Genomic DNA, 23,978 nt, shown 5'->3' on the forward strand with positions numbered 1-23,978 from the left:
TTTGCGACCCTGATTAACAGCCTCGCTGCGTCGCTCCAAGCCACCGCTTGTCGCAGCCGGGCCGTCGGGGTATCACACCTGCCATGCTGTTCCAGGCTCCAAACCTCGCCCTCTATGTCCGCATCGTCGCCATTCTGGCGCTGATCCTCGGCCTCAGCGACGCGGCGCGCCTGCTCGGGGTGAACCTTGGCGCCACCAGCCCCATCGCGGCCATGGGCTTCACGTCCTTCGTGTTTCTCGCCGTCTTCTGTCTCGCCCGGATTTTCGCCGCAGTCGGTCTCTGGATCAAGGCGAGCTGGGGCGCCGTGCTGCTGGTTGGCGCCACCACCCTCGAACTCCTGCTCTATGTCTCGGGCAATCCCGACATCCGCATCGGCGCCATCGGCTTTGCCATGCGCGTGGTGCTTCTGGCCTCCATCGTCATCATCTTCGCCCTGAGCCTCCGCTTCAACCGCGCCCAGGCGGACTGACCGGCCTCTGACATCGTCAGGATGCGCCGCCAGGGCTCAAGTCTCTGGTGGCTCAGCCATTTTCCTGAGGGCCGATGCCGCCGATGGGTGATTTGTGGCATTCATCAAGTTGCGTCCCGCTATATTGCCCAATACCTGCATCTGCACTATGACTACATATGCGGTATTGAGGGGAATGATAATGCTTAAGAGTATTATGCAGGGTCTCGGTAACAAGGCGCGAATGAGGCGGGCGGATTTTCTGCGGCGTGTGCTTGCCATTCCCGAGACCGCTTCTATTCTTGATCTTGGCGGCGGCGATGGCGCCCATATCGCCAAGGTCTTCCCAAATCACCAAAACATTACAGTGTGTGATTATTCGGAAAGTGACCTCCGCCGTGCTGCGGCACGGGGCTTCAAGACCAAATTGGCGGATGGCACGAACCGGCTTCCATTCGAGGATGGCGAGTTCGACTTCGTGTTCTGCTCCAGCGTTATTGAGCATGTAACCGGCCCCAAGAGCGAAGCGATCAGTAATACCAACGGCCAATCTTTCCGAGAAACAGCCCTGCTGCATCAGATGTCGTTTGCCGAAGAGGTGCGTCGCGTCGGCAGGCAGTATTACGTCCAAACGCCCCACAAGCTTTTCCTGGTCGAGTCCCATTCCTGGTTGCCGCTCCCCTTTGTATTCCTCCCGCGCCCGGCGCTGGTTTCCGTGCTCAAGCAAAGCGGCAAGGTCCTGAAAGTCACGGCGCCGGACTGGAACCTGCTTGTTCCCGCGCAGATGAAGTCGTTTTTCCCGGAGGCCGAAATTCACATCGAGCGCGTTGGTGGCTGGCCCAAATCCATCATGGCCATCAAGGGCTCGCCCGCCGCAGAACAGCGGCTGGTGACCTGATCCTCCCGGTCCGCGCGGCATGACGGGCAGGCTAATTTGCCTCTTCAGTTCGCGACCGGGTGAAACTGTTCGATGGTGATCTCTTCAACCGGCGCGTCTTGCGGTCCGCCAAAGCTGGTCACCGTCGTGAACCAGCGTGTCACTTTCCCGTCGATGCGGAAGTCGAGCGGCAGCAGGACCGAGCTGCGGTATGCGGCATGCGCGCCCTCGAGCGACGCTCCGCCCTCCTGCCGGCGGGCCCGGGTAAGAACGCGTGCCACCGCCGACTCCGGCCCGCGCCTTCGCGTGCCTTCGCGTAGGCGATGCATCAGATAGCCGGCCACCTCGTCCCAGTTGACGATGGCCGCACGGACCGGGCCCGGCGTGAACACCAGATCCGCAAGGTTGAGCGCGCTCCGCTCCGCCGGTCGCCCCCCGATCAGCGCAAAGGCGCCCTCATTGGCTTCGAGAATGTTGAAGGCTGCGTCCAGCACCAGGGCCGGGGAGGGGCTATGTGCCGCGAGCAGGAGCTGCGCCGCTTGCCGCACCTCCGCCATTTGCGGGCTCAGCCAGTCACTGTCGCTGAACTGGGGCGCAAACCCGGCTGCCACCAGCAATCCGTTGCGCTCTCGCAAGGGCAGGTCGAGCGCTTCGCTGAGGCGCATCACCATGGTTGCGCTGGGCCGCGCCCGCGCCGATTCCAGAAAGCTCAGGTGCCGCGGCGACACGTCCGCAGCCAGAGCCAGCGCCATCTGGCTCATGCCCCGGCGCGTTCGCCAGTCCCGCAAGCTGCGCTCGAACATCTTCTGCCTCCCATTGCACGACCAACTTGCCCGAGTAGGAGAGGCATTTCCATTACCTCTGAGGGAATTGAGCCGATGACCTCGCCGGCGCCTTCCTCGTCGTCGTCGCAAACCCGATGAAGGATGATCTCATGACCGACCTCTTCGCCGCCGCGCCGCGCCTCGATCCCCACCTGCCATATCTGGCCGATGGACCGATCTCGGCCGTGATGGGCCTCGTCCTCATAGTCACGGCCACCCCGCTGACCGAGATCGCCGGTTGGTCGCTGCCCCCGGCATTCTTCGTGACGCTTGGCGTTATCCTGCTGCCCTGGGCCCTTTACAATCTCATGATCGGCCGCATGGCCCGGCCGCATCCGGCGATGGTGTGGAGCAATATTGCGGTCGACCTCACCTGGGCGCTCGGCTCGGTGGTGCTGGTGGTGCTCTATCAGGCCGAACTCACGCCTTTGGGCACTGCTCTCCTCCTGGCGCAGGCGCTGGCGGTGGGCGGCATGTTCGCAGCCAAGCTTCACGGTGCGCAGGCGCTTCTCCGGTAATGGGAGGGGCGCCGGGAGGGCGGGCATCCCGCCCTTCACACATCGGAAAGGTTACAGTTTTATCACCGGGTGTAAGGCGCCATTAAGCCAAATTCTCATTGCGTTCCAGTAAGATAGTTTTAAGCGTAGTCCTTAGGCCGATCTTTATAGGGCGGTCGTAGTTTGGCCTCATGAGATGCGAAAAATCGCACGTGATTGAACAGTGAGGCACAAATGGCAATCAAGTCGAACGCAGCCGAGGCTCTGACCCTGGAACGCAGCGAAAGTCTGAAACCGCTCTATCTCGAAGCCGTCTCCCGCGTGGAACGTCTCCACCGCCGCCTTCTCGATCTCATCAAGGATGAGTTCGATCGCATGGGCTGGGACGACATCAATCCAGTCCAGGCGCTGCTGATGTTCAACATCGGCGATGCCGAGCTCACCGCCGGCGAACTGCGTTCGCGCGGCTACTATCTGGGCTCGAACGTGTCCTACAATCTCAAGAAGCTGGTCGAGACTGGCTACATCTTCCAGGAGCGCTCGCGCACCGACCGCCGATCGGTCCGCATCAAGCTGACCCCCAAGGGCGAGGAAGTGGCCGAGGTCATCGACGAACTCTATGACCGCCACCTGAAATCCATCGACAAGGTCGGTGGCCTGGGCGACGAGGAATTCGACGGCCTCAACAAGGCTCTCGCCCGCCTCGAACGCTTCTGGGTCGACCAGATCCTCTACAAGCTCTGATTTCCCGGCCCGAAGAGGGCAGGATGGAAGGGCGGCAGCTGGCGGCATGTGTTGCCTCCATGCCACAACTGCTGGGAAGACGCCGGTCGCGAGACCGGCGTTTCTTATTTGTGCCGCAAATAACCGGCAGCCGATTTAAAGGGTCTAAAACCATTTGCTGGCATGGCTACCACATCGGCGGGTTCACAAGGCGTTGAGCGCATTGTGACGCGCGTCGGAGTGATGGTATCGCCGGTCAAATGCGGGCAAATCTAGGGTAGGTGGAATGCGGCTTACGCGACGGAAGTTCATCGGTTCAATGGCGGTTCTGAGCGCCGGTGCGGCAATGCCGGCCTGGGCCCAGGATTCCGTGTTCGACATGCTTGGCCCAGGCAGGGTGCTGCGCGAAACCGATCGCGAGGGCAATACTGCCGCGGCCGCCGCGCTGATCGCCACCAACGAGCCGATCCTCTCCTTCGACACTCTGCATAATCTCCAGCTGGCCATTGCCCAGTACGAGCCTTTCGTTGCCGCCGGCGGCTGGGAGGAAATTCCGCAGCAGGCCTATCAGCTCATCCTCGGCAATTCCTCGCCCGCCGTGGTCCAGCTCAAGCGCCGCTTGATTTCGTCGGGCGACATGGCGCTGGTCGATTATGCCAGCGACGTCTTCGATGCCGATACCGATCGCGGCGTGCGCACCTTCCAGGCCCGCCATGGCCTCGTCGTCACCGGCCAGATCGACGAGCCGACCTGGTACGCCATGAACGTGCCGGCCTCGACCCGCCTGCAGCAGCTCTATCTCAATTACACCCGCGTCCAGAACATGGCCGCCAAACTCAACGATCGCTATGTGGTTGTGAATATCCCGGCCGCCACCATCGAGGCGGTGTCCGGGGGCATGGTCGAGCAGCGCCATACCGCGGTTGTCGGCCGCGTCGAGCGCGCGACCCCGATCATGGCCAGCAATATCAGCCAGATCAATTTCAACCCCTATTGGCACGTGCCCAAGTCGCTGGTCCGTCAGGACCTGACCAAGTACATGCTCGAAAATCCGAACTACCTGACCGAGCAGAACATCTTCATCTACGATGGCTCGGGCAACAAGATCGATCCGACGACGATCGACTGGGCGAACATCACCGATGCCCAGGTCAACTACATGTATCGTCAGGAGCCGGGCTCGGCCAATTCCATGGGCCACTGCAAGATCAACTTCTACAATCCCTACGATTGCTATCTGCACGATACGCCGTCCAAGGCGCTGTTCAACGAGAATGCCCGTTTCCACTCCTCGGGCTGCGTGCGCGTCGAAGGTGTCAACCAGCTCGTCAACTGGCTGCTGCGCGACAATGGCGACTGGGACCAGACCAAGGTCGACTCGACCTTTGCCTCGCTCCAGCGCCTCGACGTCGAATGCAAGGGCAGGGTGCCGATCCACACCACCTACATCACCGCCTGGGCCAACCGCCAGGGCACCGTCAGCTTCCGCGACGACGTCTACAAGTTCGACGAACAAGGCAAAGTCACTTTTGAGGCTTGAGGCGTATTGGAAATCGCTCCAGTGGAGCGATTTCACGCCTCAAGGCCATGAGAGCTATGCTCGAATGGCGGGCGGTCCGGCCGCAGGCAAATTTGCTCTGGTGGAGCAAATTTAGGACTCAAGGCCATGAGCGCACGCGCGAATGGCGGGTGGCGTATTGGAAATCGCTCCAATGGAGCGATTTCACGCCTCAAGGCCATGAGACTTCGACCCGTCCCGAAGGGCCAGGCGCGCCGGGGGCGCGACTGGAGGCGAGAAGGCCACGAGACCTATGGTCGAGTGGCAGCTCGAATGGCGGGCGGCCCGGCGCTACGCTTCATTGGCGCCAGTTTATGTGTTGCCACCATAAATCCCCGCCAGCTTACCGACGACATCGACCATCGCCGCCCGAAATTCGGGTGGCCCGGTCACCTCGGCCTCTGTGCCAAACCTGAGGATTTCCGCTGCGGCGCTGGTCATCGATCCGACGAACAGTGACACCTGCCGCCAGCCATCAGCATCGGCCACCTCCGAGATCACGGCGCCACTTCGGATATAGGGCGGCAGGAGCGCGTCCATCAGCTCCAACCCCCGCGGTGACAGCCGGATTTCCGCGCGATTGGGATGGAGGCGCACCTCATAGTCCCGCGTGCTCTGAGCCCAATAGGCTTCGAGCTTGAAAGTGCTGGGGTAATCGAATCGCCCCTCCAGCACCGCGATGGCGCTGATCTTCGAGACCCGAAACGTCCGCACAGCCCCACCGCTTTGCGCCACCAAGTACCAGGCGCCACCCTTGAGCACGATGCCGATGGGCTCGACCTGCCGCTCCCTGTCTTCGGTCTTGCCGCGGTAGCGCATGCGGATCGGGCGCTGATTCCACACCGCATCGGCCACAACAGGCAGGTGGTCCAATGCCTCGGCCTCCGCGAACCAGGCCGGCGCATCGAAGTGAAAACGCGACTGCATCCCGCCCGATCGCATGGCCTCGGGCAGGGCGGCGATTAGCTTTGCGCGCGCACTTGCCGCAGCGGCTCCCAGGCCCAGTTCTGCGGCCTGTCGGGTCAGCCCTGCCAGAAATATGGCCTCCGCCTCGGTCGAGGACAGGCCGTTGAGCCGCACCTTGTAGCCGTCCAGCAGCCTATAACCGCCGCTGCTGCCTTGCACGCTGTAGACGGGAATACCGGCCGCGCTCAGTGCATCCACGTCGCGATAAATGGTGCGCAGCGAAACTTCGCATTCGTCCGCAAGCGCCTGGGCCGTCACGTGCCCCTTCGCTTGCAGAGTGGTGAGAATGAAAAGCAGTCGGCTGGCTCGCATGCAAAATAATAACCCAACCTGACACTCCGTGACAGGTATGGGCGCGCATAAGGGTCAACGAAGGCCTGCTGTCGGGCCTTGTTCAGGTCCGGAGAACGGCACCCATGCCTCACAAAACCAGACGTCTGCTCATTGGAGGAGCAGTCATCATGTCGCTTTCTGTTGCCGCGAGCGCGCAGCCACTCACAATCGTCAATCCCCCGAATCTCGGTGATCCGACACCCAACGGCTACAGCACCGCGGTCGTCATGCCAGCCAATGCGCGTCTGGCTTTCATTTCAGGGCAGGGCGGCCACGACCACACCGGCGCGCTCTCCCCGGATTTCGCAACGCAGGTCGAACAGGCCTATGCCAATCTGAGCGCCGCGCTCGACGGCATCGGCGCAAAGCCCGATCAGGTCGCCAAACTCACGATCTTCGTTGTCGACCACGACATGTCCAAACTCGGCGTGCTCACGCAGAACGTCTCGAGCATGTTCGGCGACAGATTGCCGGCGCAAACGCTTGTTCCGGTGCCAAAGCTCGCAGTCGATGCAATGCTGTTCGAGGTCGAAGCCGTGGTCGTCCTCGACTAGGCGAAACAATTGGGTGGCCCGCCAGGGCCGCCCGCCGCCGTGCCCGGAAGCTGGTTTGAGCGCCGCGACTAGGTGCTCTCCTGCAAACTCATGAAAAACGCCTGCATGGCATTGAGCTGGTCCTGCCGCTTCTGGTGCCATTCCAGGGCCGCGTCGTAGCTGGCCTGGGCCTGCTTCAATGCATCGCGATAGTGCTGATCCACGTCGAAATGCGCGTACCACATCTCTGCGAATTCCCGCTTCGTCGGCGATGATCCATCGGCATAGGTGGTGACGTCGGGCGCCTCCCGGTTCCTCTCGGTCAGCGCCTTTTCGATTTCCCGCGTGAGATACTCCACCCGCTTTTCCCCGCCCAACCCGAGGTCGTTGGCCTTTTGGGCGATCGATTGCAGGAAATCCGCGCCGCTATGGGTCACCAGCGTGCCATCGGCATTGATATAGGCCAGGAGTTGTTCGCCGGACGAAAAGCTCGCCCGCACCTGCGCGCTGCTGTCGGGATGGTGCTCGGCCAGCCGGTCGAGTCCCTGCTTCGCCGCCCCCAGATGGCGCTCGCTGCTGGCGTGAAGCCGCTCCTGCAAACGCATCCAGTCGTCGAAGCTGACAAAGGCCTTTTCCATTTTATCGACCGTGAAGGGGATCGGCGTCGCGGTCCGCGTCTCGCCATTGGGCAGGGCGATGTCGACTTCACTCGGCGTCTGGTCCCCCCGCGCGCGGAGGCTCTCCAGCGCCTTCTCCTTCTGGTGCTCGTAAAACTGTTCCAGTTGTGGGCGCATTGCGGGATTGGAAAAGACAGCGGAACTCAACTGCATGGCGACTGGCGCTCCCGTGGGTCTTCGGGGGACGATGCAAAACCTGCGCCAGATACCAAGGCGTTGATCTTCCGACGAAAACGCTTTGGGAAGCCTCGGCACATTGTGCCGGTATATCGTTGGTGGGAAACAATTTCCGGGCAAATGCCGACGTCCAATCCGGTCTTTCCGCCGATGGCGGTTTTGATTATTCTTCGCCCGTGGAGGTCTCATGGCCAACGGCGATGTCCTGTTCGAATTTGTCCAGCTCGGCCAGCAGATGCGCGTCGCCGCCTTCGACGAGGCGACCGGCATCGAAGTGGTGGTCATCGCGCCGCTCAGCGCCAGCAAGCTCGACATGCAGCGCCTCGCGATGGCAAAGCTGAAACGCAAGCTCGAGCAGCAACAGGCTTCCGCGCCCACCGGTCCGGGCAAATACGCCTGACTTCCCTCTTTCCCTGGCGTCCAATCTCCGGCATAACTGCCGCGTTCGCGCGACTGGCGAGATGAGATGGGTAACCATCGGGGAACGCGAACCTCAGACTGCCGCTCGCCTGGGCACCCAACACCTCTTAGGGGAGCCCCATGATCTGTTTGCGCAGTCCTTTCCCCCATTCCTGGCCTTGGAATCGTGGCTTGTGCCGTGATATTGCCAACGCCGTTCCGACAGACCTGACCTCGCGCGAGGTCACCAGCCGATGAGCACCGCCATGTCCACTTCGCTGTTCCCGAACTTCTTCACCAATTCGATCGCCGATACCGATCCTGAGCTGGCGCGGGCCATGGGCGACGAGCTCGGCCGCCAGCGCAACGAGATCGAACTGATCGCCTCGGAAAACATCGTCTCGCGTGCGGTGCTCGAAGCGCAGGGCTCTGTCCTCACCAACAAGTATGCCGAGGGCTATCCGGGCAAGCGCTACTATGGCGGCTGCCAGTATGTGGACGTGGCCGAAAGCCTCGCCATCGAGCGCGCCAAGGAGCTGTTCGGCGTCGGCTTCGCCAATGTGCAGCCCAATTCCGGCTCGCAGGCCAATCAGGGCGTCTATCAGGCCCTGATCCAGCCCGGCGACACCATTCTCGGCATGTCGCTCGACGCCGGTGGCCACCTGACCCATGGCGCCAAGCCCAACCAGTCCGGCAAATGGTTCAACGCCATCCAGTATGGCCTGCGCAAGCAGGATGGCCGCGTCGACATGGACCAGGTCCGCTCGCTCGCCCGCGAGCACAAGCCCAAGATGATCGTAGCCGGTTTCTCGGCCTATTCGCGCGTCATGGACTGGGCCGAATTCCGCGCCATTGCCGATGAAGTCGGCGCGATCCTGTTCGTTGACATGGCCCACGTGGCCGGTCTCGTCGCCGGTGGCGTCTACCCGAGCCCGTTCCCGCATGCCCACGTGGCCACCACCACCACCCACAAGACCCTGCGCGGCCCGCGCGGCGGCCTGATCCTCACCAATGACGAGGACATCGCCAAGAAGATCAATTCGGCCATCTTCCCGGGCATCCAGGGCGGGCCGCTGATGCATGTCATCGCCGGCAAGGCCGTGGCCTTCAAGGAAGCGCTGTCGCCCGAGTTCAAGCTTTATGCCCAGCAGGTCGTCGCCAACGCTAAGGTGCTGGCCGAGACGCTGGTCAAGGGCGGCGTCGACATCGTCTCCGGCGGCACCGACAACCACCTGATGCTGGTCGATCTCCGGCCCAAGGGCCTCACCGGCAAGGCAACCGAAAACGCCCTCGGCCGCGCCCACATTACCTGCAATAAGAATGCCGTGCCCTTCGATCCGGAAAAGCCCGCCATCACCTCGGGCGTGCGTCTCGGCACACCGGCTGCCACCTCGCGCGGCTTCGGCACGGCCGAGTTCCAGACCGTGGGCGAGCTCATCATCGAAGTGCTCGATGGCCTCAAGACCAATGGCGATGACAACAACGGTGCCGTAGAGGCGCAGGTTCGTGCCAAGGTACAGGCCCTGACGGATCGATTCCCGATCTACTGAACCAGAGAGACTGCCCGCCATGCGCTGCCCCTATTGTGGCAATGACGATACTCAGGTGAAAGATTCGCGCCCGACCGAAGATTCGGGCGCCATCCGTCGCCGTCGCGTCTGCAATGCCTGTGGCGGGCGCTTTACAACTTTTGAGCGCGTCCAGTTGCGCGACCTCACCGTGGTCAAGAAGACCGGCCGCAAGGTCCCCTTCGACCGCGAAAAGCTCGCGCGCTCGGTCAATACCGCCCTGCGCAAGCGCTCGGTCGAGCCCGAACGGGTCGAGCGCATGATTTCGGGCATCGTCCGTCAGCTCGAAAGCCTGGGCGATGTGGAAGTCACCTCCGACCAGATCGGCGAATATGTCATGGAAGGCCTCAAGGGCCTCGATGACGTGGCCTTCGTCCGCTTTGCCAGCGTCTACAAGAACTTCTCGGCGGCTGACGACTTCCGTTCCTTCCTCGCCGAACTGGCCGATGACAAGACGGTGCTGCGCGACGACGACGACTGAACCGCGCGTCATCCTGCCGGGGCGGTCCCGTCGCGACCCTTTCCTCCGTATCAACGTTTCGTGGGGTATGATCACCGTGGCGCTGGCATTGCGGCGCTTCAAGGAGGGTGTCATGGACTCCTATGGCGTACGTTTTCCTGTCCCTGTCGAAGCGGGCAGGGGCCTGCATTTCCTCATCGTCGAGGGACGGAACTACCCCGACATCGCCGACGAAATGAAGCGCGGCGCCATTGCCGTGCTCGAGCAGCATGCCGCCACCTATGAAGTGATCGGCGTGCCCAGTGCCATGGAAGTGCCCGTGGCCATGGCGATGGCCATTGAAACGGACCATTTCGACGGCTATGTCGCACTGGGCTGCGTCATCAGGGGCCAGACCAATCACTATGCTTCGGTCGCCAATGAGAGTATTCGGGCGCTGGCCGAATTGGCCGTTGTCGACGCTTTGCCTCTTGGCATCGGCATTCTGACGGTAGAAAACGAGGCGCAGGCTCGGATCCGGGCCGATGTGAATGACCAGGATCGGGGTGGGGATGCGGCGCGCGCCGCGCTCGCCCTGTCCGACGTGAAAGCGAAACTGAATAGCTAGATGACCGACCACCCGAAACGCGATCCGGGCGCCCAGCGTCCTGCCAACCAGCGCGGCGCGGCCCGCCTCGCCGCCGTGCAGGCGCTCTACCAGATGGATATCGGCCGGGCGACGCTGGAAGATACTCTGGCTCAGTTCGGCGCTTTCCATCTCGGGCGCGAGATCGAGGGTGAGCAATATCTGCCCGCCGACGCCGATTTTTTCCGCCAGATCGTTTCGGGCGTGGCAAAGCACCAGCTCGAGGTCGATCCGGCCGTCGACAAGGCCCTGGCCGAAGGCTGGCCGATTGAGCGTGTCGACGCCACCCTTCGCGCCATCCTGCGTGCTGCCGCCTTCGAGCTGCTGCGCCGCAAGGATATCCCGGCCCGCGTTGTCATCACCGAATATGTCGACATCGCCCGCGCCTTCTACGAGGACGACGCGTCCGGCCTCGTCAATGGCGCGCTCGATTCCATCGCCCGCTCCGCCGGTGTCGATCTGGCCTGACCCATCCAGGATCGCTGCCTCTGCAACGCCCCGTCCGCGGGGCGTTTTGCTTTGCGCAAAACTATTTCCCCATTTGGTTACATCCGGCATTGACGACGCGCGCTGGAAGTAGAATGTTTGTTCCGTTGAATCTGAAAATAGAACCATCAGTTCATTGTTTCGTCAGCACCGGTGGGCACATGCCGGGCTGCCGACATTCGGAGGAGAATTTCAATGGATCGTCGTTTCTTTCTGGGCGCCTCGGCGGCGCTTGGAACGCACCTGCTCACTCACGCGCGCTGGCTGGGAGGCTCGGCCATCGCGGCCGGGATGATTTCCGGGTCCCACGCTGCCGAGTCCGACACCACCAGTCTCGATATCCTCACCAAGGCCGCGGATGACCAGGTTGCCGGTGTCATCGAGCGCAAGGCCGCATCACTGACCGGCTCGCCGCGCGGCCTCACGCGCCAGGTTCGCCGTCTCGTGACGCCGTTTGTCTGGTCAGAGTCTACCTATTTCCACGACGAAACCCTGCTGCCGCATATCGAGGAAATGCTGGCCAAGCTGGTTGAGGTCCAGCATGAGGACGGCACATTCAGCGTCGGTAACCGCCATTCTCCGCCCGACACGGGCTTCCTCATCGAAGACTTTGGCCTGATGGTCTCCATCCTCGAGGCGGATGACCATGAAGCCAGCGCCGGTATTGCCGAAACCATCCGCACCATCATGGCCAAGGCCGGACCGGGACTGGCCGATGGCGGTGTTCATACGCCCAATCACCGCTGGAAGCTCTGCGCCGCCCTGGCCCGCATCAGCCACGTCACCGGCGACGAGAGCTATATCGCGCGCATTGATGAGTGGCTGGCCGAAGGCATGGATGTGGATGCCGATGCCATCTATTCGGAACGCAGCGCCATCTACTTCTCCGAGGTTACCAATCCCTCGCTACTCGTGGTCGCTCATGTCCTCGACCGGCCGGAGCTGGTCGACTACGTGCGCACCAATCTCGATGTCACCATCGAACTGTCCGAACCCAATGGCGAGGTCGAGACCATCCAGTCCCGGCGGCAGGATCAGGACCAGCGCGTGGTCAACCTCCGCTATTTCTATCCGCAATACCGCGAATTGGCGCTGCTCGACGACAATGGCCGCTTCGCCGCCATGGCCAGGCTGATCGAGGATCGCTTTGCCGCCGACCTCGGAGATTTCCTGGGCGATCTGATTGAGCGCCCAGAGCTGGCTGCGACGCTTCCTGCGGAGGTAGAGCCCTTCGAGGACTTCGAAAAGCTCTATGCCGAGGCTGGCCTGGTGCGCATCCGCCGCGGCAAGCTCAGTGCTTCGGCCTTTGGCGGCTCCGACTGGTACAAGGACGGAGAGCAGACCCCGTTCTACAACCGCTTCGGATCCGGTCTCTCTACCAATCCGACCATGCTTCGGGCCTGGAATGGCGGCGCGGTGCTCGAAGCGGTGCGAATGGTGCCGAACTTCTTCTCCATGGGCCACTTCCGCTCAAACGGCATAACCCTCGAAGACGGAGTCATTGGTCTCGGCAACGAGCTCAACATTCCCTACTACCTGCCCATGCCTGCTGAACGCCGCAATGCCGATGGCGTCTATGCCCTCTCGCGGTCGGTCGACGGACGCTTCAATTCCATGCTCGATTTCGAGAATCGGCCCACCCACACGCGGGACCTGGTCACCGCCGTCTCCATAGCCCAGTCCGACACCGGCTTCGATCTCGCCTTCGACGTCTCCGGTGAAGATAATGTCGAGCTCACCTTCGAGCTGACCTTCCGCGAAGGCGGGGAACTGACCGGGGTCGAGGAACTGGAGGATGGCACCTTCCATCTCGTGGAAGGCGAGGGGACTTACACGCTCGGCGGTGACGTCATCACCTTCGGTCCCGGAAACGGCAAAGGCTCGATCAATGCAAATGCCGGCGAGCAATATAGCTGGCACAATGGCAGCCTCACGGTGAAAGGCCACCGGGTCTACATCACCGGCATGTCGCCGCTGACCTATACGCTCAGTCTCGCCTTCGCCTGACGCCCAAACAAAAAGGCCCCGGAAAACCGGGGCCTTTGCATTTCTATGCGTTCGATCAGATCGACGACAGGATCGCGTCGATAAAGGTCGCGTCCTGGCCGAAGGAGGGGGTGCGGCGGGTCTCGATATTGACGACCTTGCCATCGGCCAGGCCATAGACGGCGCGCTCGATCACCTTGCCATTCTTGTCGAAATACACGGCCAGCACGGTGCGCTCTTCCACCATGGTCAGGCCGAAGGCGGTCTGGTTGACCTTGGTCTCGACATAGTACCAGGCGGTGCGGTCGCCGAACGTGTTGGTGGACTGGGGCGAGCCCAGCACCAGGGTCACCAACTGCTGGCTCTGGCCGACGCGGATCTGTTGCAGCGCGGCTTCCGGGATCTCGTAACCCTGGGTGCGCTTGGAGACGAGCGACGTGCTGCTGGTGCAACCGGCCAGGGCAACAGCCAGCACGGCTGCGGCGACGGAGGCTTTAGCAAGACGCAGGGGCATGAATTTGACTTTCCCGATAGCTCTCGAATATAGGCGTGACACTAGGGCGCGTGCCCAAAACTCGCCGGACTGTGTAGCCGTCAACTTGGCTGTCTGGCAAGCTGGCAATAGTCCCGCATCCATATCTGCCCGTGTTTGACCGATACCGACGCTGAGCGCAATCCCATGATCTTGTCCTTGTTTCGCAAGAAGACTGCCACAGAGCCAGTTTACGCCGTCTATAATTCCATTGTGGCGCAATCCCGGCAGCCGGTTTTCTATGCGGAGATGGGCGTGCCCGATACCGTGACGGGCCGTTTCGACATGATCAGCCTCCACATGGCGCTGCTGTTCCGCCGCCTGCGCCATGGCCCGCAATCGGCCAAGGATTTCAGCCAGGCGGTCTTCGATCTCTTCTTCAAGGACATGGACCGCTCGCTGCGTGAAATGGGCGTGTCCGATCTGGGCGTGCCCAAGAAGATCCAGAAGATGGGCAATATCTTCTTCGGCCTGCTCGCTGCCCTCAACGAGGCTCTGGACCGCAACGACGCCGATGCCCTGGCGGGCGTGCTCGCTCGCAATATTTTCGATGGCGAGGACACGCCGCAGCTTCGCGCCTTGGCCGGCTATGTCGTGGCCCGCGATGCCGAGCTGGCGGCCCAGCCGGTTGAAGCCATAACCGGCGGCACCGTCCGCTTCGAGGCCGCTGCATGAGCGGCGTCTCCGAGCCCATCTTCGACGCGGTCGTTCGCATCGACAGGTTGCCAGCCGGCGGTCGCTCGCTGACCGTCGATGCCAACGAGGCGGAACGCGCGGCCATTGCACAAGCCATGCAGATCATTTCCGTCGAGCATTTTTCGGCCAGTCTCAGCGTCGTGCCGCTGCGCGGTGGCCTTCGGGCCCAGGGCCACCTCAAGGCGCGCGTGACCCAGGCGTCGGTGGTGAGCTTCGAGCCTGTGGCCGAAACGGTCGAGGAGGAAATCGACCGCGTCTTCCTGCCGGCCCCGCGTGAAGGTCAGGCTCCGGCGCCAGGCGCCGAAATCTACATTGACCTTGAAAACGACGATTTTCCCGATCACATCGACGGCCCCGAAGTCGATCTCAGCGCGCTGCTGCTCGAAACACTGGCTCTGGCGCTCGATCCCTATCCACGCCTGCCGGGCGAAAGCCTCGAAGGCCTCGGGATTTCGACTGGTGACGCCGAGGAAGGTCCCTTTGCCAAGCTGGCCCGCCTCAAGGACGGGAATGGGGATAAGGACTGATCGAGCCCTGCGGGGCTTGCGCCGACCCGATGATGGGATATGTTTGTTTGCTCGCTGCTGCGGGCCGAAAAACGGGCTGAAATGACCGATTCTATAACGATTTCCGTGGATGCCATGGGGGGCGACCACGCCCCGCGTGCCGTCATTCACGGCGCCCACCTGGCCCTCAAGGAACGCCGAAACACGCGCTTCATCTTCCACGGCATCAAGGATCAGATCGATCCGCTGCTCGAGGAATTCCCGGCCCTGAAGCCGGTCTCCACAGTCCGCCACTGCGAAACCATCATTGCCATGGACGAAAAGCCCAGCCAGGCGCTGCGCAAGGGCAAGGGCACCTCGTCCATGTGGATGGCCATCCAGGCCGTCAAGGACAAGGAAGCCGATGTCGCCATTTCCGGCGGCAATACCGGCGCGCTCATGGCCATGGCCACCTTCTGCCTGCGACCCATGGAAGGTATTTCCCGCCCCGGCATCGCCGCCATCTGGCCGACCCTGCGTTCCGACATCATCGTGCTCGACATGGGCGCCACCATCGGTGCCGATGCCCAGCAGCTCGTCGACTACGCCATTCTCGGCTCGGCGCTCGCCCGTGCCCTGTTCGACAGCGATTCTCCCACGGTTGGCCTGCTCAATGTCGGCACCGAGGAAGTGAAGGGCCTCGACTACATCAAGGAAGCCGGCAAGATTCTCTCCGAGGCCAGCGGGGCAGGGTTCACCTACCACGGCTTCGTCGAGGGCGACGATATCGGCAAGGGCACGGTCGACGTCGTCGTCACTGAGGGCTTTGTCGGCAATATCGCGCTCAAGACCGCCGAGGGCACCGCCCGGCAGGTCGCCACCTATCTGCGCCAATCGCTCAAGGCGACCCTGATGAGCAAGGTCGGGGCGCTCTTTGCCTCCTCGGCCCTCAATGCGCTCAAGCGCAAGATGGACCCGCGCACCGTCAATGGCGGCGTGTTCATGGGCCTCAACGGCATTGTCATCAAATCCCACGGCGGCACCGACGAGATCGGCTACAAGAGTGCGCTGGGCCTGTCCTATGAAATGGCGCGCAACCGCCTCATGGACAAGGTCGGCGACACCATGCACCGCTTCCCAATCAACAGGGCCGCCCCCGGGCCGTCCTCCGAGACCGAGGCCAAATCGGCGTGACCAGTTCCATCCGCTCTGTCGTTCGTGGCGTCGGCAGCTATTTGCCGGCCAAGGTCGTGACCAATGAGGAATTGGCCAAGACCGTTGATACATCCGACGAATGGATTCAGCAGCGCGTCGGCATCAAGGAGCGGCACATCGCCGCCGAGGGCGAATACACGTCCGATCTCGCAACTGCCGCTGCCCGCGCCGCCCTCGACAATGCCGGGCTTACCGTCGAGGACATCGACCTCATCGTCGTTGCCACCACCACGCCCGATTACACCTTTCCCAGCGCTGCCTCGCTGGTGCAGATGAAGCTGGGCATGAACCACGGCTTCGCCTTCGACATCCAGGCCGTCTGTTCGGGCTTCGTCTATGCCGTGGCCACCGCCGACAGCTACATCAAGAACGGCATGGCCCGCCGCGTCCTCGTCATCGGCGCCGAAACGTTCTCGCGCCTGCTTGACTGGACCGATCGCACCACCTGCGTGCTGTTCGGCGACGGCGCTGGCGCCATCGTCATGGAGCGGGTCGATCTCGCCCCCGGCGAACCCGAGCGCGGCGTCCTGACCTCGGCCCTCCGCTCCGATGGCCGCCACTGGGACAAGCTCTATGTCGATGGCGGCCCCTCGACCACGGGCACCACCGGCGTCGTGCACATGCAGGGCCCCGAAGTCTTCCGCCACGCCGTGGGCAAGATCACCGACGTGGTCTATGCCTCGCTCGAACAGGCCGGCTACACGGTCGACGACCTCGACTGGTTCGTGCCGCATCAGGCCAACAAGCGCATCATCGAGGGGGCAGGGGCCAAACTCGGCCTGCCGTCCGAAAAGGTCATCATGACCGTCGATATCCATGCCAATACCTCGGCCGCCTCGGTGCCGCTGGCGCTCAGCGTCGCCGTCGCCGATGGCCGCATCAAGCAGGGCGATCTGGTCATGCTCGAAGCCATGGGCGGAGGCTTTACCTGGGGCGCTTCGCTCATTCGCTGGTAGCCGCTCAAGCTGCATTGACCTTAAGCGTTTCAAGGCGTTAGTGTCACTTCGGGTGGAGGAACCCGGCACCGGGGGTGGCGACGGAAGATCGCGCTTTGGTGTCGAACTGGGCAAAGAATCCCGAGCACGGGCCGGGCCGCCAGCGGCTGCGCCGGCCCAATAGTGGCAGACCGAACGTCGGGAGACCGGACCCATGGCAACACGGGGGTGCGAATGACGCAGAAGACGGTAACGCGGGCCGACCTGGCCGAGGCAGTTTATGGCTCTGTTGGCCTGTCGCGAACCGAATCGGCCGAACTGGTCGAGCGGGTGCTGGAGCTGATCACCGATGCCCTGGTCACGGGAGCAAACGTCAAGCTCTCGTCCTTCGGATCGTTCCAAGTGCGCTCCAAGAACGAGCGTATCGGCCGCAATCCCAAGACCGGCGAGGAAGTGCCGATCCTGCCGCGGCAGGTTCTTGTGTTCAAACCGTCCAACGTGTTGAAGTCCAAAATCAACAAGTCTATGGTCAGCGCTGGAAAGTAAGGCTTTTGCGAGCTTTGCCTTGCTCGCCGGGGACGCCGTCTCCCGGTGGGAAGACCAGTCGGGGATAGAGCAATTTCACTTGCTCGCGCCAGGGAGACTGCGGTTTGGACAAGTCGCCAGACGCGTTCCGTACCATCTCTGAAGCTGCCGAAGAGCTCGATCTCCCGCAGCACGTGCTGCGATTCTGGGAAACCCGTTTCAACACCATCCGTCCGCTCAAGCGCGGCGGTGGCCGGCGCTATTATCGCCCCGAAGACGTCATGCTGCTGCGCGGCATCCGGCACCTGCTTTACGATCAGGGTTTCACCATCAAGGGCGTGCAGCGCATCCTCAAGGATCAGGGCCCCCGCTATGTCATCGCCGTGGGCGAGGGCAAGGGCCTCGACGAAATCCTGCCGCTGATCGAACAGGCCGAGGCCGCCGGCGACGAGGCGGAACTGGAAGAAGCCGAAATGCTCGCCAGCCCGGCCCTCGACCAGGAATCGCGCGAAAAACTCTCCGAAGTCCTCCGCGACCTCCTGGAATGCAAACGCATCCTCGAACGCGCCCGCGAACACTGATCCGACTTGGTTATGAGGTTGCGCTCTTTCCCACCCTCCCCCTTGAGGGGAGGTACCAAAGCTAGGCCGTTTGGCCGTAGCGAAGGTGGGGAGGGGGTGTCGAAAGCAGACTTCAGTGACATTGGAATTCACATTCCAAAATCCGCAAAAATCATCTATTCATTCCACAGCTATCCGGCGCAGTCCGGCCAAAGGTGGAGCCCATACATGACCGTTCGTTTCGCCCTTCTCGGCGCCGGCCGCATCGGCAAGGTTCACGCCAAGGCCGTCACTTCAAATCCCAAGGCAAAACTGGTCGCCGTGGCCGATGCCATGGCTGACGCCGCCTCCGCCATTGCGGCCCAGTATGGCGCCGAAATCCGCACCATCGAAGCCATCGAGTCGGCCAGCGACATCGACGCGGTGATCGTCTGCACGCCCACCGATACCCATGCCGACCTGATCGAGCGGTTTGCGCGCGCCGGCAAGGCCATCTTCTGCGAAAAGCCGGTCGATCTCGATATCGAGCGGGTCAAAACCTGCATCCGCACCGTCGACGAAACCGGCGCGACCCTCATGGTCGGCTTCAATCGCCGCTTCGATCCGCATTTCCAGGCCGTGAAGGCCGCCATCGAGGCCGGTCAGATCGGCGCGGTGGAAATGGTCACCATCGTCTCGCGCGATCCCGGCGCGCCGCCGGCCGACTATGTGAAGCGCTCGGGCGGCATTTTCCGCGATATGACCATCCACGATTTCGACATGGCCCGCTTCCTCCTCGGCGAAGAGATCGACACCGTCTCGGCCCAGGCCTCGGTGCTGGTGGATAAGGCCATCGGCGAAGCCGGCGACTATGACAGCGCCTCGGTCATGCTGTTCACCGCCTCGGGCAAGCATGCCACCATTTCCAATTCCCGCCGCGCCACCTATGGCTACGACCAGCGCATCGAGGTGCATGGCTCCGAGGGCGCCGTCGCCGCCGAGAATCAACGCCCGGTCTCGATCGAGATCGCCAATGCTTCGGGCTATACCCGTCCGCCGCTGCACGACTTCTTCATGACCCGCTACACCGAGGCATATGCCCGCGAAATCAGCGCCTTCATCGATTTTGTGGAATCGAAATCTCCGGCCTCGCCCAGCGGCACGGACGGTCTCATCGCCCTGGCTCTGGCCGACGCGGCACTGAAATCGGTCAAGGAGGGCAGGGCGGTGAAAGTGGGCGAGATCACCGGACCCCTGGCCGACCGGAGCGTGTTCTAGGGGCGCTGAGACCGGGCCGGCAATCGTGTTAGCCTGGGCCATGCACCGCCCGCTGATTCCGCTGCTGCTGATCGTTCTCTTCGCTCCTCCGGCGCTGGCGAGCGAGCTGCTGCGCACCGTCACCGCCGACGGCACTTGCGAGCGACTGGTCATCGAAGACGTCGAGCTCACCGCCGAATGCGGCACGCCGGTCACACAGATGCATGAAAGCGATGGGCGCGTCGCCGTTTCGGCCGGCACTGGCGGGCAGGCCTGGTTCGGCCTCGCCGGACCTGAACGCATCTTGCTGTTTTACGGCCCCGGCAACGGTGACAACTGGACCGACCACGCGGTCAATCAGGTCGTCGTTCATGATAATGCCACCAGCACCAACACCATCATGCGCGAAGCCACCGGTGCCTGCATCTATCGCGACGCCGATCCAGGCATGCTGATCACCTGCGAAGCTAAGGATGTGACCGACAGCGTCTACGCCCTGACCTACCGCACCGATGGTGGTATGAGCTTCACCTTCTAGCCTATTTCAGCATCCACTCATGCTCGGGCGCATTGTGGAATTTCCACACGCGCTTCGGCCCGGCCATGACATTGAGATAATAGCTGTCATAGCCCGCCGTGGTCGCCACCGGATGGTAGCCACGCGGCACCAGCACCACGTCGCCATCCTCGATGGCCATGGCTTCATCGAGGCTCCGGTCATCGGTGAACACCCGTTGAAAGCCAAAGCCCTGAGGCGGGTTGAAGCGGTGGTAATAGCTCTCCTCGAGCTGGCTTTCGTGCGGTAGATTGTCCTGGTCGTGCTTGTGTGGCGGATAGGACGAGGTATTGCCCTGCGGCGTGATCACCTCCACCACCAGCAGCGCATTGGCCGCGCCGTCATCCTCGGGCATGATATTGTAGACATGGCGCACATTGGCGTCCTTGCCGCGCGTGATCCGCTCATGCATTCCCGGCGGGATGACCCGCGCATGAAAATCGCCGCCGCCCGGCGCCGAACACACGGCCAGCTCGAGGTCAGTGGTCGCGTCCACTGCCCAATTGCGCCCGGCCGGCACATAAAGCGCCCAGGGCGCCCCCTCGAACGGGCTCATGCGCTCGCCCAGTTCGCCGAAATCCTCGCCATCCACGGCAAAGCGGCCCTTGCCGCTGACCAGCACGAGGCACACTTCGCGCTCCTCGGTGGCCCCGCCATAGGCCTCGCCCGCGGCGAGCCGATGGAGCCCGAAGCCGACATGCGTCCAGCCCGCCGAAGCGGGCGTCACATCATGGATCTTTCCGCTCGTTGTCGTCGGCCGGATCAGCAGGTGGGAGAGTGGCATTATGAGGCTCCTCCTTGGGAAACTTGTAGAAGAAATTCCAGCCCACATAGGCCAGCGCCGCGCCGACCAGGAAGGCCCAGAACTGGTCCTTGCTGACCAGCAGTTCCCAGCCCAGCCACAGCGCCAGGAACACCGCCACGGCAATGCGCCGCCACAGGGGCCGGAACCATTTCAAGTCGTTTTCTTTCAGCGCCATGCGTTCCTGCCGTTTCGTCGCGGAGTCATTCCGGCGCAGGCCGGAATCCATGCGCTGTTCTATCAACACTATGGACGCCGTCGATAGCCGTCAGATTGGATCCCGGCCTGCGCCGGGATGACATTATGGAAACGGCTACCCTTTCGGAAAACCCTGTGTCTCCACAGTGTAGCCGGCCGCCGTCATCACCCGCATCAGTTCCCGATGCCCGATCTCCGCCATCTTCATCGGCGGCGCCTTGACTGGGTCCTGCTCGGCCTCCACCACGAACCAGCCCTCATAGCCATGATCGGCCAGCCGCTGCACGATGGCGCCGAAATCGAGCGACCCGTCGCCCGGCACGGTGAAGGCGCCCAGCGCCACCGCATCGAGAAAGCTCTGCCGGTTCCGGTCCAGCCCATTGACCACCGCGCGGCGGATATCCTTCACATGCACATGGTTGATCCGCCGGTGATGGTTCCCGATCGCCCGCAACACGTCGCCGCCGGCAAAGGCGAGGTGCCCGGCATCGAGCAATAGGGGAATGCCTTCGCCCGAATGGCGCATGAAGGCGTCAAGCTCCGGCTCCGTCTCCACCACGGCACCCATGTGGTGGTGATAGGAAAGGGGCATGCCCTGTTCCGCGCACCATTCGCCAAACGCCGTCACCATGCGGCCATAGGTTTTCATCTGGCTTTCGTCGAGCCGCGGCTTTTTCGCCAGCGGAACCTCCCGCTTCCCCTGGATCGATTGGCCCACCTCGCCATAGACGATGCAGGGCGCATCGACCGCCTTGAACAGCTCGATCATCGGCGCGATGCGGTCCTTGTTGGCGCTGAGTTCCTCGTCCACCAGCGTCCCCGAAAACCAGCCGCCGCACAGGGTGACATCGGCTTCGCGCAGAATCGGCAGCATGACCTTCGGATCATCCGGAAACCGCCGACCCTTCTCCATGCCGGTGAACCCGGCAGAGCGCGATTGCCTGAGGCATTCCTCGAGCGACACGTCGTCGCTCAATTCCGGCAGATCGTCGTTCCACCAGGCAATGGGCGACATCCCGAGCTTGGCTTTCATCTTTCGTCTCCAATCTCTATTCCTCTCCCCATCGGGGAGAGGTGGCTCGGCGCAGCCGAGTCGGTGAGGGGGTGCTCGCCTCACATTCAGATGCGGTTGGGACATCCCCCTCATCCGGCGCTGCGCGCCACCTTCTCCCCGATGGGGAGAAGAATTACCCCGCCCGCTGTCCCTTCAACGCCTGCACATAAGCCTCCCGCGCCGCATTGACCTCGCTCCGCTCGCTGACCTCAGGCACCGCCACATCCCACCAATGCCCACCGGCATCAGTGGTCACCAGCGGGTCGGTGTCGATGACAAAGACATGCACACCACCAGCGCCTTCGCTCTTCACGAGGGCAGCTTCGAGCTCGGCCAGCGAAGCCACCTTCTTCGCCCGCGCTCCCATGGCCGCGGCATGCGCCGCGAAATCCACCTGCGGCATGGTCTCGTGCCGCGTATCCCGGAAGAGATTGTTGAAGTTCGCCCCGCCGGTCGCCATCTGCAGCCGGTTGATGCAGCCATAGCCGGAATTGTCGAGCACCACGATGGTGAGCTTCACCCCCAGCATCACCGCGCTGACGATTTCGGAATTCATCATCAGGTAGCTGCCGTCGCCCAGCATGACCACGGTGTCGCCTTCGGGACGCGCCAGCGCCACGCCGAGGCCCGCGGCAATCTCGTAGCCCATGGTCGAGAAGCCATATTCGAGATGGTAGCTTCCCGGCTCCTTGGCGCGCCACAGCTTGTGCAGTTCCCCCGGCAGTCCACCCGCCGCGCAGACCAGCGTCGCCTTGCTCCGGCCCCTTTGCACCGCCCCGATCACCTGGGCATCTGATGGTAGTTCGGCATTGCCGGCCGCCGTCGCGGCATCCGCTGCCAGCAGCCAATTGTCCTTTTCCCGCATGGACTTCTTATGCGTCCAGGCGGAATCAACCTGCCAGCCCATCAGCGCCGCATCCAATGCTTCGAGGCCCACCCGCGCGTCGCCAACCAGCGGCAGCGCATTGTGCTTGGCGGCATCGAACGGCTGCACATTGAGGCCGATGATCTGGACCTCTTCGTTCTTGAACAGCGCCCATGACCCGGTGGTGAAATCCTGCAGCCGCGTCCCCACTGCCAGCACAACGTCGGCTTCCTCGGCCAGCGCATTGGCCGCCGACGTACCCGTCACGCCGACCGAACCCATATTGAGTTCATGGTCATGGGGCAGGGCGCTCTTGCCAGCCTGCGTCTCCATCACCGGAATGCCGTGCTCCTCGGCAAAGGCCGCGAGGCTGTCGCTGGCTTCCGAATAGAGCACGCCGCCGCCGGCAATGATCACCGGCTTCTTGGCGAGTTTCAGCGTTGCCGCCGCCGTGGCGAACTCATCGGCGTCGGGCATCAGTCGCCTCAGCGTCCACACCTTTTCGACAAAGAAGCTTTCCGGATAGTCATAGGCTTCGGCCTGCACATCCTGGCACAGCGACAGCGTCACCGGCCCGCATTCGGCCGGGTCCGTGAGCACCTGCATGGCGCGCCGCAGTGCCGGAATGATCTGCTCGGGCCGTGTGATGCGGTCGAAGTAACGGCTGACCGGCTTGAAACAGTCGTTTACCGTCACGGTCCCGTCACCGAAATCCTCGGCCTGCTGCAGCACCGGATCGGGCAGGCGATTGGCGAACACGTCGCCCGGCAGCAGCAGCACGGGCAGGCGGTTCACATGCGCCAGCGCCGCCGCCGTCACCATGTTGAGCGCGCCGGGCCCGATCGAGGAGGTCACGGCCATGAAACGCCGGCGAAAATTGGCCTTGGCATAGGCAATGGCCGCATGGGCCATGCTCTGCTCGTTCTGCCCGCGATAGGTCGGCAGCTCGTCTTTCACGTCATGGAGCGCCTCGCCGACGCCCGCCACATTGCCATGCCCGAAGATCGCCCAGACCCCGCCGAAGATCGGCACGGTCTCGCCGGCAACGACAGTTTTTTGCGCACACAAAAACCGCGCCACGGCCTGCGCCATCGTCAGTTGGATCGTCTTCTGCGCCATCCTACTTTCCTCGTTCTATCTTCACCTCTCCCTTTGGGGGAGAGGTCGGCGCGCAGCGCCGG

General features: G+C 62.7%; 28 protein-coding genes and 1 riboswitch. Of the genes, 20 read left to right on the plus strand and 8 right to left on the minus strand.

Going from position 1 to position 23,978, the window contains the following annotated elements; translation table 11 throughout:
* Positions 1 to 83: 83 nt before the first annotated feature.
* Both JEQ47_RS11830 and JEQ47_RS11835 read left to right on the plus strand, forming a co-directional pair.
* Positions 84 to 470: a DUF6163 family protein gene (locus JEQ47_RS11830; RefSeq protein WP_198876595.1), complete on the plus strand. Its 387-nt coding sequence runs from the start codon at positions 84 to 86 to the stop codon at positions 468 to 470.
* A 181-nt stretch (positions 471 to 651) separates the two neighbouring features.
* The gene (locus JEQ47_RS11835) at positions 652 to 1,347 is read left to right on the plus strand and encodes a class I SAM-dependent methyltransferase (protein ID WP_198876596.1); all 696 of its coding nucleotides are present in this window, start codon (positions 652 to 654) and stop codon (positions 1,345 to 1,347) included.
* A 44-nt stretch (positions 1,348 to 1,391) separates the two neighbouring features.
* On the opposite strand, the gene JEQ47_RS11840 is transcribed toward JEQ47_RS11835, so the two are convergent.
* A complete protein-coding gene (locus JEQ47_RS11840; RefSeq protein ID WP_198876597.1) occupies positions 1,392 to 2,129 on the minus strand; it encodes an MmyB family transcriptional regulator in 738 nt (245 codons plus the stop codon).
* Between the two features lie 131 nt (positions 2,130 to 2,260).
* On the opposite strand from JEQ47_RS11840, the gene JEQ47_RS11845 reads away from it, so the two are divergent.
* The 3 genes from JEQ47_RS11845 to JEQ47_RS11855 all read left to right on the plus strand — a co-directional run bounded on the left by JEQ47_RS11845 (position 2,261) and on the right by JEQ47_RS11855 (position 4,910).
* Positions 2,261 to 2,668 (plus strand): hypothetical protein, encoded by a 408-nt coding sequence (locus JEQ47_RS11845; RefSeq protein ID WP_198876598.1) that lies wholly within the window; start codon positions 2,261 to 2,263, stop codon positions 2,666 to 2,668.
* 213 nt (positions 2,669 to 2,881) lie between these two features.
* Positions 2,882 to 3,391 (plus strand): transcriptional regulator LdtR, encoded by a 510-nt coding sequence (gene ldtR / locus JEQ47_RS11850; protein ID WP_198876599.1) that lies wholly within the window; start codon positions 2,882 to 2,884, stop codon positions 3,389 to 3,391.
* 298 nt (positions 3,392 to 3,689) lie between these two features.
* Positions 3,690 to 4,910, plus strand: coding sequence for a L,D-transpeptidase family protein (locus JEQ47_RS11855; RefSeq protein WP_198876600.1), 1,221 nt, complete (start codon positions 3,690 to 3,692; stop codon positions 4,908 to 4,910).
* A 330-nt stretch (positions 4,911 to 5,240) separates the two neighbouring features.
* On the opposite strand, the gene JEQ47_RS11860 is transcribed toward JEQ47_RS11855, so the two are convergent.
* Complete coding sequence (locus JEQ47_RS11860) at positions 5,241 to 6,206, minus strand: helix-turn-helix transcriptional regulator (RefSeq protein ID WP_198876601.1); 966 nt, start codon at positions 6,204 to 6,206, stop codon at positions 5,241 to 5,243.
* Positions 6,207 to 6,310: 104 nt separating this feature from the next.
* Here JEQ47_RS11860 and JEQ47_RS11865 point away from each other — a divergent pair, with 104 nt between their 5' ends.
* The gene (locus JEQ47_RS11865; RefSeq protein WP_198876602.1) at positions 6,311 to 6,781 is read left to right on the plus strand and encodes a RidA family protein; all 471 of its coding nucleotides are present in this window, start codon (positions 6,311 to 6,313) and stop codon (positions 6,779 to 6,781) included.
* 68 nt (positions 6,782 to 6,849) lie between these two features.
* On the opposite strand, the gene JEQ47_RS11870 is transcribed toward JEQ47_RS11865, so the two are convergent.
* On the minus strand, positions 6,850 to 7,590 hold the full coding sequence (locus JEQ47_RS11870; protein WP_198876603.1) for a hypothetical protein: 741 nt from the start codon (positions 7,588 to 7,590) through the stop codon (positions 6,850 to 6,852).
* A gap of 211 nt (positions 7,591 to 7,801) precedes the next feature.
* Between JEQ47_RS11870 and JEQ47_RS11875 the strand changes: the two genes are divergently transcribed.
* The 6 genes from JEQ47_RS11875 to JEQ47_RS11900 all read left to right on the plus strand — a co-directional run bounded on the left by JEQ47_RS11875 (position 7,802) and on the right by JEQ47_RS11900 (position 13,159).
* Positions 7,802 to 8,014 (plus strand): DUF6898 family protein, encoded by a 213-nt coding sequence (locus tag JEQ47_RS11875; RefSeq protein WP_198876604.1) that lies wholly within the window; start codon positions 7,802 to 7,804, stop codon positions 8,012 to 8,014.
* Positions 8,015 to 8,053: 39 nt separating this feature from the next.
* Positions 8,054 to 8,136, plus strand: a riboswitch (ZMP/ZTP riboswitch).
* 131 nt (positions 8,137 to 8,267) lie between these two features.
* Positions 8,268 to 9,563, plus strand: coding sequence for a serine hydroxymethyltransferase (gene glyA, locus JEQ47_RS11880; protein ID WP_198876605.1), 1,296 nt, complete (start codon positions 8,268 to 8,270; stop codon positions 9,561 to 9,563).
* A 19-nt stretch (positions 9,564 to 9,582) separates the two neighbouring features.
* Complete coding sequence (nrdR, locus tag JEQ47_RS11885; RefSeq protein ID WP_198876606.1) at positions 9,583 to 10,062, plus strand: transcriptional regulator NrdR; 480 nt, start codon at positions 9,583 to 9,585, stop codon at positions 10,060 to 10,062.
* Positions 10,063 to 10,174: 112 nt separating this feature from the next.
* Positions 10,175 to 10,648, plus strand: a complete 474-nt coding sequence (gene ribH, locus JEQ47_RS11890; protein WP_198876607.1) for a 6,7-dimethyl-8-ribityllumazine synthase — start codon at positions 10,175 to 10,177, stop codon at positions 10,646 to 10,648.
* A complete protein-coding gene (gene nusB, locus JEQ47_RS11895) occupies positions 10,649 to 11,134 on the plus strand; it encodes a transcription antitermination factor NusB (protein ID WP_198876608.1) in 486 nt (161 codons plus the stop codon).
* 213 nt (positions 11,135 to 11,347) lie between these two features.
* Positions 11,348 to 13,159: a hypothetical protein gene (locus JEQ47_RS11900; protein WP_198876609.1), complete on the plus strand. Its 1,812-nt coding sequence runs from the start codon at positions 11,348 to 11,350 to the stop codon at positions 13,157 to 13,159.
* 55 nt (positions 13,160 to 13,214) lie between these two features.
* Here the strand turns inward: JEQ47_RS11900 and JEQ47_RS11905 are convergent, their stop codons facing one another.
* Positions 13,215 to 13,652, minus strand: a complete 438-nt coding sequence (locus JEQ47_RS11905; RefSeq protein ID WP_198876610.1) for an outer membrane protein assembly factor BamE — start codon at positions 13,650 to 13,652, stop codon at positions 13,215 to 13,217.
* A gap of 165 nt (positions 13,653 to 13,817) precedes the next feature.
* Here JEQ47_RS11905 and JEQ47_RS11910 point away from each other — a divergent pair, with 165 nt between their 5' ends.
* The 8 genes from JEQ47_RS11910 (at position 13,818) to JEQ47_RS11945 (ending at position 19,860) form a co-directional block, all read left to right on the plus strand.
* Positions 13,818 to 14,345 carry a ubiquinol-cytochrome C chaperone family protein gene (locus JEQ47_RS11910; RefSeq protein WP_198876611.1) on the plus strand — a complete coding sequence of 176 codons (528 nt, stop codon included), beginning with the start codon at positions 13,818 to 13,820 and terminating at the stop codon, positions 14,343 to 14,345.
* Positions 14,342 to 14,893: a YceD family protein gene (locus JEQ47_RS11915; protein ID WP_198876612.1), complete on the plus strand. Its 552-nt coding sequence runs from the start codon at positions 14,342 to 14,344 to the stop codon at positions 14,891 to 14,893. The genes JEQ47_RS11910 and JEQ47_RS11915 overlap by 4 nt, the downstream gene beginning before the upstream one ends.
* An 81-nt stretch (positions 14,894 to 14,974) precedes the next feature.
* A complete protein-coding gene (gene plsX, locus JEQ47_RS11920; RefSeq protein WP_198876613.1) occupies positions 14,975 to 16,045 on the plus strand; it encodes a phosphate acyltransferase PlsX in 1,071 nt (356 codons plus the stop codon).
* Positions 16,042 to 17,022 carry a beta-ketoacyl-ACP synthase III gene (locus JEQ47_RS11925; RefSeq protein WP_328768867.1) on the plus strand — a complete coding sequence of 327 codons (981 nt, stop codon included), beginning with the start codon at positions 16,042 to 16,044 and terminating at the stop codon, positions 17,020 to 17,022. Before plsX ends, JEQ47_RS11925 begins: the two co-directional genes overlap by 4 nt.
* 213 nt (positions 17,023 to 17,235) lie before the next feature.
* On the plus strand, positions 17,236 to 17,547 hold the full coding sequence (locus JEQ47_RS11930; protein WP_198876614.1) for an integration host factor subunit alpha: 312 nt from the start codon (positions 17,236 to 17,238) through the stop codon (positions 17,545 to 17,547).
* Positions 17,548 to 17,651: 104 nt separating this feature from the next.
* Positions 17,652 to 18,107: a MerR family transcriptional regulator gene (locus JEQ47_RS11935; protein ID WP_198876615.1), complete on the plus strand. Its 456-nt coding sequence runs from the start codon at positions 17,652 to 17,654 to the stop codon at positions 18,105 to 18,107.
* A 207-nt stretch (positions 18,108 to 18,314) separates the two neighbouring features.
* The gene (iolG, locus tag JEQ47_RS11940; RefSeq protein ID WP_198876616.1) at positions 18,315 to 19,343 is read left to right on the plus strand and encodes an inositol 2-dehydrogenase; all 1,029 of its coding nucleotides are present in this window, start codon (positions 18,315 to 18,317) and stop codon (positions 19,341 to 19,343) included.
* Between the two features lie 40 nt (positions 19,344 to 19,383).
* Entirely contained in the window at positions 19,384 to 19,860 is a 477-nt protein-coding gene (locus tag JEQ47_RS11945) for a hypothetical protein (protein ID WP_198876617.1), read from the plus strand.
* 1 nt (position 19,861) lies between these two features.
* On the opposite strand, the gene iolB is transcribed toward JEQ47_RS11945, so the two are convergent.
* The 4 genes from iolB to iolD all read right to left on the minus strand — a co-directional run bounded on the left by iolB (position 19,862) and on the right by iolD (position 23,916).
* Positions 19,862 to 20,662 carry a 5-deoxy-glucuronate isomerase gene (gene iolB / locus JEQ47_RS11950; protein ID WP_198876618.1) on the minus strand — a complete coding sequence of 267 codons (801 nt, stop codon included), beginning with the start codon at positions 20,660 to 20,662 and terminating at the stop codon, positions 19,862 to 19,864.
* Positions 20,607 to 20,909, minus strand: coding sequence for a hypothetical protein (locus tag JEQ47_RS11955; protein WP_198876619.1), 303 nt, complete (start codon positions 20,907 to 20,909; stop codon positions 20,607 to 20,609). Before JEQ47_RS11955 ends, iolB begins: the two co-directional genes overlap by 56 nt.
* A gap of 84 nt (positions 20,910 to 20,993) precedes the next feature.
* Complete coding sequence (gene iolE / locus JEQ47_RS11960) at positions 20,994 to 21,911, minus strand: myo-inosose-2 dehydratase (protein ID WP_198876620.1); 918 nt, start codon at positions 21,909 to 21,911, stop codon at positions 20,994 to 20,996.
* Positions 21,912 to 22,065: 154 nt separating this feature from the next.
* A complete protein-coding gene (iolD, locus tag JEQ47_RS11965) occupies positions 22,066 to 23,916 on the minus strand; it encodes a 3D-(3,5/4)-trihydroxycyclohexane-1,2-dione acylhydrolase (decyclizing) (RefSeq protein ID WP_198876621.1) in 1,851 nt (616 codons plus the stop codon).
* Positions 23,917 to 23,978 lie beyond the last annotated feature (62 nt).

This window comes from Devosia sediminis (assembly GCF_016411825.1).
Classification (GTDB): Bacteria; Pseudomonadota; Alphaproteobacteria; order Rhizobiales; family Devosiaceae; genus Devosia; species Devosia sediminis.

Coding starts and splice junctions, on each gene's coding strand:
- JEQ47_RS11830 (WP_198876595.1), top strand. CDS start 84: ATGCTGTTCCAGGCTCCAAACCTCGCCCTCTATGTCCGCATCGTCGCC.
- JEQ47_RS11835 (WP_198876596.1), top strand. CDS start 652: ATGCTTAAGAGTATTATGCAGGGTCTCGGTAACAAGGCGCGAATGAGG.
- JEQ47_RS11840 (WP_198876597.1), bottom strand. CDS start 2,129: ATGTTCGAGCGCAGCTTGCGGGACTGGCGAACGCGCCGGGGCATGAGC.
- JEQ47_RS11845 (WP_198876598.1), top strand. CDS start 2,261: ATGACCGACCTCTTCGCCGCCGCGCCGCGCCTCGATCCCCACCTGCCA.
- ldtR (WP_198876599.1), top strand. CDS start 2,882: ATGGCAATCAAGTCGAACGCAGCCGAGGCTCTGACCCTGGAACGCAGC.
- JEQ47_RS11855 (WP_198876600.1), top strand. CDS start 3,690: ATGGCGGTTCTGAGCGCCGGTGCGGCAATGCCGGCCTGGGCCCAGGAT.
- JEQ47_RS11860 (WP_198876601.1), bottom strand. CDS start 6,206: ATGCGAGCCAGCCGACTGCTTTTCATTCTCACCACTCTGCAAGCGAAG.
- JEQ47_RS11865 (WP_198876602.1), top strand. CDS start 6,311: ATGCCTCACAAAACCAGACGTCTGCTCATTGGAGGAGCAGTCATCATG.
- JEQ47_RS11870 (WP_198876603.1), bottom strand. CDS start 7,590: ATGCAGTTGAGTTCCGCTGTCTTTTCCAATCCCGCAATGCGCCCACAA.
- JEQ47_RS11875 (WP_198876604.1), top strand. CDS start 7,802: ATGGCCAACGGCGATGTCCTGTTCGAATTTGTCCAGCTCGGCCAGCAG.
- glyA (WP_198876605.1), top strand. CDS start 8,268: ATGAGCACCGCCATGTCCACTTCGCTGTTCCCGAACTTCTTCACCAAT.
- nrdR (WP_198876606.1), top strand. CDS start 9,583: ATGCGCTGCCCCTATTGTGGCAATGACGATACTCAGGTGAAAGATTCG.
- ribH (WP_198876607.1), top strand. CDS start 10,175: ATGGACTCCTATGGCGTACGTTTTCCTGTCCCTGTCGAAGCGGGCAGG.
- nusB (WP_198876608.1), top strand. CDS start 10,649: ATGACCGACCACCCGAAACGCGATCCGGGCGCCCAGCGTCCTGCCAAC.
- JEQ47_RS11900 (WP_198876609.1), top strand. CDS start 11,348: ATGGATCGTCGTTTCTTTCTGGGCGCCTCGGCGGCGCTTGGAACGCAC.
- JEQ47_RS11905 (WP_198876610.1), bottom strand. CDS start 13,652: ATGCCCCTGCGTCTTGCTAAAGCCTCCGTCGCCGCAGCCGTGCTGGCT.
- JEQ47_RS11910 (WP_198876611.1), top strand. CDS start 13,818: ATGATCTTGTCCTTGTTTCGCAAGAAGACTGCCACAGAGCCAGTTTAC.
- JEQ47_RS11915 (WP_198876612.1), top strand. CDS start 14,342: ATGAGCGGCGTCTCCGAGCCCATCTTCGACGCGGTCGTTCGCATCGAC.
- plsX (WP_198876613.1), top strand. CDS start 14,975: ATGACCGATTCTATAACGATTTCCGTGGATGCCATGGGGGGCGACCAC.
- JEQ47_RS11930 (WP_198876614.1), top strand. CDS start 17,236: ATGACGCAGAAGACGGTAACGCGGGCCGACCTGGCCGAGGCAGTTTAT.
- iolG (WP_198876616.1), top strand. CDS start 18,315: ATGACCGTTCGTTTCGCCCTTCTCGGCGCCGGCCGCATCGGCAAGGTT.
- JEQ47_RS11945 (WP_198876617.1), top strand. CDS start 19,384: ATGCACCGCCCGCTGATTCCGCTGCTGCTGATCGTTCTCTTCGCTCCT.
- iolB (WP_198876618.1), bottom strand. CDS start 20,662: ATGCCACTCTCCCACCTGCTGATCCGGCCGACGACAACGAGCGGAAAG.
- JEQ47_RS11955 (WP_198876619.1), bottom strand. CDS start 20,909: ATGGATTCCGGCCTGCGCCGGAATGACTCCGCGACGAAACGGCAGGAA.
- iolE (WP_198876620.1), bottom strand. CDS start 21,911: ATGAAAGCCAAGCTCGGGATGTCGCCCATTGCCTGGTGGAACGACGAT.
- iolD (WP_198876621.1), bottom strand. CDS start 23,916: ATGGCGCAGAAGACGATCCAACTGACGATGGCGCAGGCCGTGGCGCGG.